Source organism: Gordonia sp. PP30, from assembly GCF_023100845.1.
Lineage (GTDB): Bacteria > Actinomycetota > Actinomycetes > Mycobacteriales > Mycobacteriaceae > Gordonia.
Window position 1 is genome coordinate 4,273,810 of record NZ_CP095864.1, and the last position, 11,967, is coordinate 4,285,776.

The 11,967-nt window shown below is 68.3% G+C and carries 11 protein-coding genes and 1 pseudogene; 7 read left to right on the forward strand and 5 right to left on the reverse strand.

Annotated elements, in window-relative coordinates; all coding sequences use genetic code 11:
* Nucleotides 1-19: 19 nt before the first annotated feature.
* Nucleotides 20-463: a DUF3054 domain-containing protein gene (locus tag MYK68_RS19750; RefSeq protein ID WP_247865427.1), complete on the forward strand. Its 444-nt coding sequence runs from the start codon at nt 20-22 to the stop codon at nt 461-463.
* Nucleotides 464-537: 74 nt separating this feature from the next.
* Here the strand turns inward: MYK68_RS19750 and MYK68_RS19755 are convergent, their stop codons facing one another.
* Complete coding sequence (locus MYK68_RS19755) at nt 538-2,172, reverse strand: NTF2-like N-terminal transpeptidase domain-containing protein (RefSeq protein ID WP_247865428.1); 1,635 nt, start codon at nt 2,170-2,172, stop codon at nt 538-540.
* Between the two features lie 100 nt (nt 2,173-2,272).
* Between MYK68_RS19755 and MYK68_RS19760 the strand changes: the two genes are divergently transcribed.
* The 3 genes from MYK68_RS19760 to MYK68_RS19770 are packed head-to-tail and all read left to right on the forward strand — an operon-like array spanning nt 2,273 to nt 5,629.
* The gene (locus MYK68_RS19760; protein ID WP_247865429.1) at nt 2,273-3,013 is read left to right on the forward strand and encodes a pirin family protein; all 741 of its coding nucleotides are present in this window, start codon (nt 2,273-2,275) and stop codon (nt 3,011-3,013) included.
* Between the two features lie 37 nt (nt 3,014-3,050).
* Complete coding sequence (locus MYK68_RS19765; RefSeq protein ID WP_283255255.1) at nt 3,051-5,033, forward strand: M13 family metallopeptidase; 1,983 nt, start codon at nt 3,051-3,053, stop codon at nt 5,031-5,033.
* Complete coding sequence (locus tag MYK68_RS19770) at nt 5,030-5,629, forward strand: potassium channel family protein (RefSeq protein WP_247865430.1); 600 nt, start codon at nt 5,030-5,032, stop codon at nt 5,627-5,629. The genes MYK68_RS19765 and MYK68_RS19770 overlap by 4 nt, the downstream gene beginning before the upstream one ends.
* A 3-nt stretch (nt 5,630-5,632) precedes the next feature.
* On the opposite strand, the gene MYK68_RS19775 is transcribed toward MYK68_RS19770, so the two are convergent.
* From MYK68_RS19775 to MYK68_RS19790, 4 genes and pseudogenes are all read right to left on the reverse strand, one after another.
* On the reverse strand, nt 5,633-6,487 hold the full coding sequence (locus tag MYK68_RS19775) for an alpha/beta fold hydrolase (RefSeq protein WP_247865431.1): 855 nt from the start codon (nt 6,485-6,487) through the stop codon (nt 5,633-5,635).
* 107 nt (nt 6,488-6,594) lie between these two features.
* A pseudogene (locus MYK68_RS19780) lies at nt 6,595-7,137 on the reverse strand (IS630 family transposase); the annotation flags it as partial.
* 39 nt (nt 7,138-7,176) lie between these two features.
* Nucleotides 7,177-8,517: an IS256 family transposase gene (locus MYK68_RS19785; protein WP_247867961.1), complete on the reverse strand. Its 1,341-nt coding sequence runs from the start codon at nt 8,515-8,517 to the stop codon at nt 7,177-7,179.
* A gap of 42 nt (nt 8,518-8,559) precedes the next feature.
* On the reverse strand, nt 8,560-9,123 hold the full coding sequence (locus MYK68_RS19790; RefSeq protein WP_502798277.1) for a helix-turn-helix domain-containing protein: 564 nt from the start codon (nt 9,121-9,123) through the stop codon (nt 8,560-8,562).
* Between the two features lie 96 nt (nt 9,124-9,219).
* On the opposite strand from MYK68_RS19790, the gene MYK68_RS19795 reads away from it, so the two are divergent.
* From MYK68_RS19795 to MYK68_RS19805, 3 genes are all read left to right on the forward strand, one after another.
* A complete protein-coding gene (locus tag MYK68_RS19795; protein WP_247865432.1) occupies nt 9,220-10,242 on the forward strand; it encodes a zinc-dependent alcohol dehydrogenase family protein in 1,023 nt (340 codons plus the stop codon).
* A gap of 190 nt (nt 10,243-10,432) precedes the next feature.
* On the forward strand, nt 10,433-10,729 hold the full coding sequence (locus MYK68_RS19800; protein ID WP_247865433.1) for a hypothetical protein: 297 nt from the start codon (nt 10,433-10,435) through the stop codon (nt 10,727-10,729).
* 58 nt (nt 10,730-10,787) lie between these two features.
* Nucleotides 10,788-11,963: a L,D-transpeptidase gene (locus MYK68_RS19805; RefSeq protein ID WP_247865434.1), complete on the forward strand. Its 1,176-nt coding sequence runs from the start codon at nt 10,788-10,790 to the stop codon at nt 11,961-11,963.
* The last annotated feature ends 4 nt before the right edge of the window (nt 11,964-11,967 follow it).

Here is an 11,967-nt window from a genome sequence, read left to right on the forward strand (position 1 = left end):
CCGCAGTAGCGTGGACCCAGTGAGCACCGCAGCAACCCGCGCCTGGGACAAGTCCCTCGTTCTGACCGCTATCACCGATCTCGCCGCGATCGTCGCCTTCGTGGCGATCGGCCGGGGCAGCCACGACGAGGCGTTCACCATCGCCGGCTTCTCCCGCACCCTGTGGCCGTTCCTGGTCGGCGCGGTGATCGGCTGGGCACTCGGCTTTCTGATCAACTGGGTCCAGGACGGCGGCAAGCGCGACGTGATCGCGACCTGGCGCCCGATGCGGATCTTCCCGGACGGCGTGGTGATCTGGGTGTCGACCGTCGTGCTCGGCATGCTGCTGCGGGCCTCGTCCAGCCAGGGCACGGCGACCTCGTTCCTCATCGTCGCGACCATCTCCACCGCGGTGCTGCTGCTCGGCTGGCGACTGGCCGTCGCGATCACGCTGCGCGCCCGGTCCGGACGAGTCGGCTCCTGAGAAGCCTGCTGTTCGGCGGTCGCTGAGCCACCACCGGACAGCAGGCCGGGTCCCGGCTCAGTCGTCGATGCGGCTCAGTTGTCGATGCGGTAGTACTTCTGCGCCACCTGCAGGGCGGCCGTGCCCGACTTGGCGCCCTCGCAGTAGACGACCAGCACCTTGCCGCCCGAGATGCCGACGAACCAGCCGGGCCCCTGCGGCCCGTTGGTGCCGACCAGGGCGCGCAGACCGGGCGCCCCGGTCAGGTCGCTGGCGTCGCCGGTCTTGGCGGTCGTCACCATCGCTGCGGCGATCCGCCGCGCGGTGTCGGCGTCCATCGCGCCCAGCTTGCCGCCGGTCACCTTGGTCGGCGTGCCCTTGATCAGGAACGGCGGCACCGATTCGCCGGTGCCGGCGATCGAGCGGGCCACCGAGACGCCGAGCGTTCCCATGTTGAGCATGGTGGCGGTGAAGTCCTGCGGGCGGAACGACGCCGCCGACACGGTCGGCCGGGACTCGTCCCGGGGCGCGACGACGCCCGGCACCGTGACGGTGATCCCCAAACCCAGGCGGTTGAGCTGCTCGGTGGCCGCCGACTTGGACTTCTGCGTCGCATCGAGGGCGCCGAAGACCGGATCGAGGGTGCTGCCGGTCGGGTACGCGACGTCGGCCAGGACCCGCTTGTCCGCGGCCGCGTCGTTCTGCGCCATGGCCAGGATGGCGCCCGAGCGCGCATCCAGGGTCATGATGGTCGCGGGCTGGGCCACCTCGACGGCGGCGTCACCCAGGGTGAGCTGCTCGTTCTGGTTGATCGTGGTCATGATGTCGGGTCCGGCGCGGCCCTGCTCGCCGGCCAGCTTGACCGGCGCCGCACCCGGCGCGGCCTGCTGCACCTGCCAGCCGGAGGTCGCATCGCGGATCGCCTGCCAGTAGTTGGTGAGTCCGGTCGAGAGCGGTGTCGACAGCCGCCGGTCGGACATCACGAGCATGCCGGTCTTGCGGACGGTGACCCCGGCGATGCGTTCGGGGTCGAAGGCCAGCACCTTCATGTCCGGGTCGCGCAGCGTCACCGCCACCGTCTCGCCGCCCTGCGCGGCGGCGATCTTGTCGTTGATCACCTGCGCGGTGATCAGCGGCGCGATCGGCTTGAGCGCATCGGCGAGCGAGTTCACCGATCGCTGCAGGTTCCGCGTCGCGGCGGGGTTGATGACGATCTCGTTGACCGGCTGCATCTGCATGAAGGCCTTGCCCGACGCGCTGCGCACCGTCGGCGCCGGGGTCGCGTCGGTCCGGATCATCTGCAGGCGGCCGCCGACCGGCATCCCGGTGTGCAGCAGCCCGGATTCCCACTGCACCTTCCACCCGGTGGAGAGCCGGCGCAGGCTGCCGCTGGTCTTGGTGGAGAACTCGCGGTCGTCGGCCCAGCGCCAGGTGGTGCGCATGGTGAACGACCCGGTGCCGTCGCTGTATTCGACGGTGTCGAGAACGTGGGCGTCGACGGTCCGCGCGTGCATCCCGGCGAAGGTGCCGCTCAGCGAGTCGGCCGCTTGCGACGGCGAGGTGGTCATGTCCGAGGTGGCCTGCACCTCTTGGCTGGAGAACGCCTTCGCGAAGGCGCGGGCGGCCTTGGCGGGTTCGGAGTCGTCCTCACCGCCGCACGCGGCCAGGGACAGCACGCAGACGACGCTGACGAACAGCGCCATCGCCGATCGTCGCGACCACAGACTCATAGTCACAATTTTCACTCTAATCACATCTGTAGGGCCAGTCAGTCCGTTCACGGTCCGGCGTCTAACTGGTCACGATCCGGTCTCCGTCGATAATGGACCCATGTCCCCCCGCCTCGTTCGCGCCGCCGACCGCGCCGTCACCACCACCGAGTGGCTGACCTCCCGGCACGGCTTCTCCTTCGGCGACCACTACGACCCGGACGATACGCACCACGGCGTTCTGCTGGTCCACAACGACGAGATCATCGCTCCGGGAACGGGATTCGATACACATCCGCACGCCGAGACCGAGATCGTCACCTGGGTGCTGTCCGGAACACTGGTCCATCAGGACTCACAGGGACACAGCGGCCTCATCCATCCCGGGCTCGCCCAGCGGATGAGCGCGGGCACCGGCATCCTGCACTCGGAACGCAACGACCCCGGCCCGCCCGGCTCCCGAGCGACCGCGGCCGAACCGGTGCACTACCTGCAGATGTGGCTCAAACCCGATCGGCCGGGCGCCGACCCGAGCTACCAGCAGTGCGACGTCTCCACCGAACTCGCGGCGGGCGGACTGATCCCCCTGGCCTCCGGGGACCGGCGGCTCGACTCGGCCATCCGCATCGGCCACTCCGCCGCCACGCTGTGGGTGGCGCAGCTGGCCGCCGGGCGGACCGCGCGAATCCCGGACTCCCGATTCACCCACCTGTTCGTCGCGGACGGCGCGGTCACCGTCGACCACACCCCGCTGAGCACCGGCGACACCCTGCGGGCGACCGGATTCGGCGGCACCGTCATCGGCGCCCGCACCGATGCGCAGGTGCTGATCTGGGCGATGGACGCCGCACTCGGGGAGTAGCCGCAGCGCAACGTCGCCGATCAGGCACTATGGACGCGTGACGAACGACACTCCCAAGACCTCCGGCCTGGACCTGCAATGGGTCGACGACTCCGTGTCCGTCGGTGACGACCTCTTCACCCACGTGAACGGGCGCTGGCTCGCCGAGCACGTGATTCCCGCCGATCGCAGCATCGACGGCGCCTTCCACGTGCTGCGCGACAACGCCGAGGCGCACGTCCGGGACATCGTCGAGGCGGCCCAGGCCGAGGGTGCGCCCGGGTCGGACGCGGCCAAGATCGGCGCGCTCTACACGTCGTTCATGGACACCGAGCGCATCGAGGAACTCGGCGCCTCCCCGATCGCCGGCGGCCTGGCCGCGATCGACGCGATCACCGACATGGCCGGCCTGACCTACGCACTGGGCGTCTTTCAGCGCGGGGGCGTCGGCGGCCTGTTCGGGTACTACGTCGACACCGATTCGAAGAACTCCGACCGGTACCTGGTGCACATCACCCAGAGCGGCCTCGGACTGCCCGACGAGTCGTACTACCGGGAGGACAAGCACGCCGCCACCCGGGACGCCTACCTGGCGCACGTGGAGCGGATGTTCGCCCTGGCCGGCCGCGCGGATGCCGCCGCCGAGGCCGCCACCGTGCTGGCTCTGGAGACCGAGCTGGCCGCCCACCACTGGGACGTTGTCCGTCGGCGCGACGCCGAGGCCACCTACAACCTGATGACGCGCGACGAGTTCGCCGCGGCGGCCGCCGGGTTCGACCTCGGCGCCTGGATCACGGCGCTCGCCGGCGATGCCGCGACGGCCGCCTTCACCGAAGTGGTGGTGGGCCAGCCGTCGTTCGTGACCGGCGCCGCCCAGGTGCTGGCGCAGCGGCCGCTCGACGACGTCAAGACCTGGCTGCGCTGGCGGCTGCTCCGCAGCGCGGCGCCGTACCTGTCGGCCGAATTCGTCGATGAGAACTTCGCGTTCTACGGGACCACGCTGTCCGGGGCCCCCGAGAACCGCGAACGCTGGAAGCGCGGCGTGGGCTTCGTCGAGGACGCGATGGGCTTCGCGGTCGGCGAACTGTACGTCGAGAAGCACTTCCCGCCCGCGGCGAAGGCCCGGATGGACCGGCTGATCGACAATCTGCTCGAGGCCTACCGCCGCAACATCAGCGAACTGGCCTGGATGACGCCGGCGACCCGGGAGAAGGCGCTGGCCAAGCTGGACAAGTTCACCCCCAAGATCGGCTACCCGGCGACCCGGCGCGACTACGGCGCACTGACCGTCGATCCGGCGGACCTGCTCGGCAACGTCGCCCGGGCCGCCGCCTACGAGACCGACCGCGAACTCGCCAAGATCGGGCGCCCGGTGGACCGCGACGAATGGTTCATGACCCCGCAGACGGTCAACGCGTACTACAACCCCGGCATGAACGAGATCGTCTTCCCGGCCGCGATCCTGCAGCCGCCGTTCTTCGACGCCGAGGCCGACGACGCCGCCAATTACGGCGGGATCGGCGCGGTGATCGGCCACGAGATCGGGCACGGCTTCGACGATCAGGGCGCCAAGTACGACGGCGACGGCAACCTGGTGGACTGGTGGACCGACGACGACCGCACCGAGTTCGGCAAGCGGACCTCGGCGCTGGCCGCCCAGTACGCGCGGTACACGCCGACCGGCCTGGACTCCCAGTACACGGTGAACGGCGAGTTCACCCTCGGCGAGAACATCGGCGACCTGGGCGGTCTGTCCATCGCGCTGGTCGCCTATGCCCTCGCCGGGGCCGATGCCGAAGCCCCGCCCGTGATCGACGGCCTGACCGGCCCGCAGCGCGTCTTCTTCAGCTGGGCCCAGATCTGGCGCACCAAGACCCGCGACGAGGAGGCCATCCGCCGCCTCTCGATCGACCCGCACTCGCCGCCGGAGTTCCGCTGCAACGGCGTGGTGCGCAACATCGACGCGTTCTACGACGCCTTCGGCGTCACCTCCGGCGACGCGCTGTACCTGCCGCCCGGGGAACGGGTGCAGATCTGGTGAAGAAGCTCTCGCTCCGGCAACCGACCACCACCGCCGAGGAAGCCCCGCTGATCAAGACCCAGGGGCCGATCGAGACGGCGGCGCTGGACAACGTCAACGCGGGCTGGCTGACCCGGGCCCTGCTGCGCCCGCTGTTCGCCGCGTGCGTGCTGGTGATCGGCTACTTCCTGCTGCCGTTCAACCACACCAGCGACTGGAACGTCGCGGCGTCGGTGGCCGGTTCGCTGCTGCTGCTCGCCTTCTGCGTCTGGGAGGTCCGCGCTTTTCTGCACGCGACCTATCCGCTCGCGGCCGCGCTGGAGATGCTCGCCGCGCTGGTGACGCTGTATCTGGTGTCGTTCTCGACGATCTACTTCACGATGTCCGACTACCACCCGGGCAGCTTCAATCAGCATCTGACGCGGATGGATGCGCTGTACTACTGCCTCACGGTGTTCACGACCACCGGATTCGGCGACATCGATGCGGTGACCCAGGGCGCGCGGATCGCGGTGTCGATCCAGATGATCTGCAACCTGATCCTGATCGGCCTCGGGTTCCGGCTGTTCAGCATGGTGGTCACCGCGCGCCTGCGGGCCAGCCCGCACAACGGCTGACCGTTACGACAGGAACGCCGAGACGGTCCGCTCGAACGCGTCCTTGGCCTCGATCATCACCCAGTGGCCGCACCGCGAGAAGACGTGCAGCTGCGCGTCCGGGATCAGCCGCAGCGGCACCAGCGCCATATCCGGTGGGCTGACCCGGTCGTCGTTGCCCCAGGTGAGCAGTGTCGGGCAGGCGACTTTGTGCATCCGCGCCCAGTAGGGCGGCCGGTCGGACGTGGCCTGGTAGCGCTGCATCATCGCGAAGGCGGCCGAGCCGTACATCATCGCGGCGGTCGCCGCGGCCGCCGGATCGGTCGCCGCGTTCCAGCGCTCCTCGATCAGTTCGTCGGTGACCAGCGCCCTGTCGTAGACCATCGAGTGCAGCCAGCGCACCAGCTTGTCCCGGTCCGGCGCGTCGGTGAACTCCTGCAGCAGGCGCAGTCCTTCGCTGGGGCTGGGGCTGAGCAGGTTGGGGCCGACTCCGCCGATCGTGACCAGCTTCTCGACCCGCTCGGGGTGGTCGATCGCGAGGTTGATGCCGACCACGCCGCCCATCGAGTTGCCGACCATCGCGGCGCGGTCGATACCGAGGCCGTCCATGAACCGGATCACCGCGGCACCGGCGGTCAGCACCGGATGGCCGTCGACCGGGTCGGAGACGCCGAAACCCGGGAACTCGACGATGTACACGTGATGCGTGCGCGCGAAGAAGCCTAGGTTCCCGCGGAAGTTGCGCCACCCGGTGACCCCGGGGCCGCTGCCGTGCAGCAGCAGGAGCACGTCGTCGTGCTGCTCCCCGGCTTCGTGATAGCGGATCACGCCCTGGTCGGTGACGAGCTCGCGGCGGGTGCTGTCGAAGGTGAGGTCCACGCCGCCGATACTAGAACACGTTCTAGTATCGCGCCAGGGCCGCCTCCCGCCACATGATGGTCGAGCGAAGTCGAGACCACCACCCCAGACACTAGTGCCGCGTGTCTTTAGTTAGTTTTCGGTTGGGCTTTCTTCAGGATGTCGTCGGCGGTCTTGGTCCAGACGAAGGGGTGTTTGCGGTCGTTCCAGCCGCTGATGAATGCCCGGATCTTCGCGTTGAGGTCTTTGACTGAGGTGAATACGCCACGGCGGATCGCTTGCCGGTCGATGATGCCGAACCAGACCTCGACGAGGTTGAGCCAGGATCCGGAGGTCGGGGTGAAGTGCACGTGCATGTTCGGGTGCTGGACGAGCCAGTCGCGGACTTCGGCCTTCTTGTGGGTGGCGTAGTTGTCCATCACCAGGTGCAGTTCCTGGCCGGGGTAGGTGCGGTCGATCTGTCGCAGGAACGACAGGAACTCCTGGTGACGATGCCGTGGCTTGACTGCGCCGGTCACTTGGCCGGTCGCGATGTCCAGGGCGGCGAACAACGTGGTCGTGCCGTGCCGCTTGTAGTCATGAGTGCGGCGTTCGATCTGCCCGGGCCGTATCGGCAGCATCGGCGCGGTCCGGTCCAGGGCCTGGATCTGCGACTTCTCATCGACGCAGAGCCTGTCAAGTTTTCTGTGTATGTCGTTCGGGTGTTCGGGTTAGAGGTGATGGTTGATTCGTTCGGGGTAGATCAGGGAGAGTTGTTCCAATGCTCGTTTCCAGTTCGTGGTGACTTGGCCTTCGACGAGTCGGCCGGGGGCTCGGCGTTGATCGGCGGGTAGTCCTTTCTCCTTCTCGCGTTCACGGGCGCGTTTGTCCTCGATGTTGCCGATCGCCATCCACAGCAGCTTCACGGCGGCTGCGTCGTTCGGGAAGTGCCCGCGGTTCTTGATGACCTTGCGCAACTGGTAGTTCAACGATTCGATGCTGTTGGTCGTGTAGATCACCCGGCGCAGCTCCGGCGGGAACGCCAGGAACGGGGTGAACCGTTCCCAGGCGTCGCGGAAACTGCGCACCGTCGACTGGTAGCGGCGCCCGAGTTCGGAGGCGTCGAACTCCTCCAGGGCCTGGAGAGCAGCGTCGGCGCTGGAGGCCTGGTAGACCGGTTTGAGGGCGGCGGCGACGGCTTTGCGGTCACCGTAGGACACGAACCGCATCGACGCCCGGATCAGGTGGACCACGCACGTCTGCACGGTAGCCTGCGGCCAGGTCGCCTCGACCGCGTCGGCGAACCCGGTCAGCCCGTCACAGCACACGATCAGCACGTCCTGCACGCCGCGATTACGGAGTTCAGCGCACACCGACGCCCAGAATTTGGCGCCCTCGGTCTGCGCGATCCAGATCCCCAGGACGTGCTTGATACCGTCCACGTCGACACCGACGGCCAGGTGCGCGGACTTGTTGATCACGTGCCCGCCGTCACGGACCTTGACCACGATCGCGTCGAGGTACATCACCGGGTACAGCGGTTCGAGGTCACGTTGCTGCCACTTGATCACCTCGTCGGCGACCTCTTCGGTGATTTTCGAGATCGTCTCGTGCGACAGGTCCGTGCCGATCGTGGAGGCCAGATGGTGCTGGATATCGCGGATCGTCATCCCGCCGGCGTAGAGCGAGACGATCATCGCGTCCAGACCGTCCAGACGGCGCTGGCCCTTGCGGACCAGCATCGGGATGAACGAGCCGTCGCGGTCACGCGGGATACGTAACTCCACGTCCCCGACCTCGGTGGCGACAGTCTTGGTGCCGTAACCGTTACGGGAGTTGGGAAACGACGACGCCTCCGGGTCGCCGGCCTCGTACCCGAGGTGATCGCTCAACTCGGCGTTCAAACCACGCTCCAGGGCCGCCTTCATCAGCGACCCGAGCAGACCGCCCTCGCCGGTCAACGGCTCGCCGCCATCGATCTTGGCAAGGACATCATCGAGCGCACCCGAGGCGATGAGCGCATCGGTGGCCTCGTTCTGGCGGCGACGCCGCTCTTCTCGTGACTGATCCACAGTCACATCATCGATGGTCACAGTGAGAGTTCCTTTCAGGACTCACCCTCCCGACTTACACAGACCATCTGACACGCCCTCGACGCACAGCACGATCGCGTTCTCCGGCGGTTCCAGATACAGGCCGACGACGTCGGTGACCTTCCCGGCCAGCTCCGGGTCGGTGGAGAACTTGAAGGTTCCCGACCGCCACGGCTGCACACCGTACTCGCGCCACGCGCGTGCGATCGTGGCGTTCCCGACCCCGAGATGGGCGGCGAGCAACCGTGAGGACCAGTGCGTGACCCCGTACTTCTTCGGAGGCGGCATCAACGTGGCCGACACGATGTCGGCGTGATCGATACGCCGGGGCCGGCCGGGCCGATCAGCATCGAGCAAGCCGGCCATCCCGTCGTGCAGGTACCGGTACCGCCACTTGCGGACCGTCGGGATCGACACCCCGACGACGTCGCTGATATGCGAGTTCGCCCACCCCTCAGCGGCCAGCGCCACGATCCGCGCCCGCCTCACCACGCCAGCCGGCGTCGAGGTCGATCGCAGCAACCGATCAAGCTCAACATCATCGCCCTCACGCAATTCCAGTGCCGGGGCCGGAGAATTCGCCATAACCCATTCTCTCAACCCCGGAACAGGAAACTAATTAACGCCACGCGACACTAGAGTCGAAATGGCACGACCCCCATCGCGAAAGGAGATCCGCCCATGCGCGCAGTCGTCATCCACGGCCCCGGAGACATCCGGACCGAGGAGGTTCCCGACCCGCGGATCGTCGAACCCACCGATGCGGTGATCCGGGTGACCGCCACCTGCATCTGCGGTTCCGATCTGTGGCCCTACCGCGGCATCGACGCGGTGAACGAACCCCGGCGGATGGGCCACGAGTACGTCGGCGTCGTCGAGCAGATCGGCGACGACGTGACCTCCCTGGCGGTCGGCGACTACGTCGTCGGCTCGTTCATCGCCTCCGACAACACCTGCGACATCTGTCGTGCCGGATACCAGTCGCGCTGCGTCCACATGGTCGGGATGGGGTCGATCGGTACGCAGGCCGAACGCGCCCGCGTGCCGCTGGCCGACGGCACCCTGGTGAAGGTGCCCGGCACGCCGACGCCCGAGCAGGTCACCGGTCTGCTCGCCGCGTCCGACGTCCTCGGCACCGGCTGGTTCGGCGCGGTGTCCGCGGAGGCCGGCCCCGGCAAGACCGTCGCGGTGGTCGGCGACGGCGCCGTCGGCCTGCTCGCCGTGCTGGCCGCGAAGCGCCTGGGGGCGGACCGCATCATCGCGATGTCGCGGCACGCGGACCGGCAGGCGCTCGCGCGCCGATTCGGCGCGACCGACATCGTCGCCGAGCGCGGCGCGGCCGGGATCGCGAAGATCAAGGAGCTCACCGACGGCCTCGGCGCGCACAGCACGGTCGAGGCGGTCGGCACCCAGGAATCGATGGACCAGGCCATCGGCGTCACCCGGCCCGGCGGCCACATCGGCTTCGTCGGCGTCTCGCACGGCGTCGAGATCGAGGGCCGCGCTCTGTTCTGGGCCACCGTGCACCTGGCCGGCGGTCCGGCTCCGGTCCGCCGCTTCCTCCCCGAGCTGATCGACCTGATCATGGCCGGTGAGATCGATCCCGGCGCCGTCTTCGACCTCACCCTCCCCCTCGAGGAGGCCGCCGACGGCTATCGGGCGATGGACCAGCGCCGGGCCACCAAGGTGCTGCTCACGGTCTGACGCCTCCCATGCCCCGGCGACCGAGAGGTGGTGGCTTCGACTCGGCTCGGCTATCGCCTCGCCGGCTCAGCCGGCGAAAGGACACGACTCGGCCGGCGCCTCGCCGGCTCAACCGGCGAAAGGACACGACTCGGCCGGCGCCTCGCCGGCTCAACCGGCGGGCGGGAATCGCTCGTCTAAGGTGAGCCCTATGCGTATCGATCCCTCCGTTCCCGCTGTCGCCGCCGGCCTGATCGGCGGCTACGCCGTCGCCCGCTACTCGGGGCGCCGCGAGCTGGGCGGAGTGGTCCTGGCGGCGGCGGGCGCCGTCGCCGGTCGCAGCTGGCTGCAGCGGGGGCCCGCCGTCACCGCCGGGCTCACCGCCACCTACCTGGGAGCGTTCGGTGTCTCCCATCCCCTGGCCAAGAAGATCGGGGCCTGGCCCTCGGTCTTCGCCGTCACGGCCGCGGCAACCGGAATAACCGCCGCAGTCACCGCAAACGGCTGAATTCCACCCGTCGATTGCGGCTGAGCAAGGACACAGACGGCGCTGCCACACTAGAGGGATGCGCGATAGACTTCTCCGCCTCTCCCTGTCCGCTGTCGCACTGACGGCCGCGTCGACCCTGATCGTGGCCTGCACCAACAGCACCCCCAAGCACGTCGATGCGCCGCCCGCGGCCATCGCCCTGGCCCCGCACGACGCGAAACTGAACCCGACGACGCCGATCGTCGTGGACGCGACCGGCGGCACCCTGACCCAGGTGACCGTCACCAACGCCGCCGAATCGGGCAAGCAGGTGACCGGCAAGCTCGATCCGGGCGGGCGCCGCTGGAGCACCACCGAGGATCTCGGCTACGGCGCCACCTACACCGTCGACGCGACGGCGGTGAACGCCGATCAGAAGCCGGTCCACCAGACCTTCACGGTCAACACGATCGCCCCGGACTCCACCGCGTACGCCAACGTGGTCCCGGATCCGGACATGGTGGCGCAGACCGGGATCGGCGTGGGTCAGCCGATCTCCGTGCAGTTCACCGCGCCGGTCACCAACAAGGCCGAGGTGCAGAAGCATCTGAAGGTCACCACCACCCCGAATCAGCCGGGCGCCTGGTACTGGATCGACGACCAGAACGTCCATTACCGGGGACCGGACTACTGGAAGCCCGGCACCAAGATCCACCTGGATGCCGAGGTCTACGGCGTCGATCTCGGCAACGGCGTCTACGGGGCCGAGGACTACTCGGTCGACTACACCGTGCACGACTCCTGGATCGCCAAGGCCGACGGCGCCACCGAGCTGCTGACCATCTTCCACAACGGCCAGCAGGTGAATCAGATGCCGATGAGCCTGGGCAGCCCGGACACGCCGTCGCACAACGGCCCGCACGTGATCAGCGAGAAGTCGCAGACCGTGACCATGGACTCGTGCACCTACGGCGTCTGCGCGGGCCAGCCGGGCTATTACAACGAGACCGTGCTGTGGGACGAACGCATCTCCAGTGACGGCGAGTACGTGCACGCCGCACCGTGGTCGGTCGGCCAGCAGGGCTCGTCGAACGTGTCGCACGGCTGCGTCAATCTGAGCACCGACAACGCGATCTGGTTCTACAACCACTTCGGACTCGGCGACGTTGTCGAGATCACCCACTCCCAGGGCCCCACCCTTCCGGTCTGGGACACCTACGGCGACTGGACGGTGCCGTGGTCCACCTGGCAGAAGGGCGACGCGGACGCCTGAAACC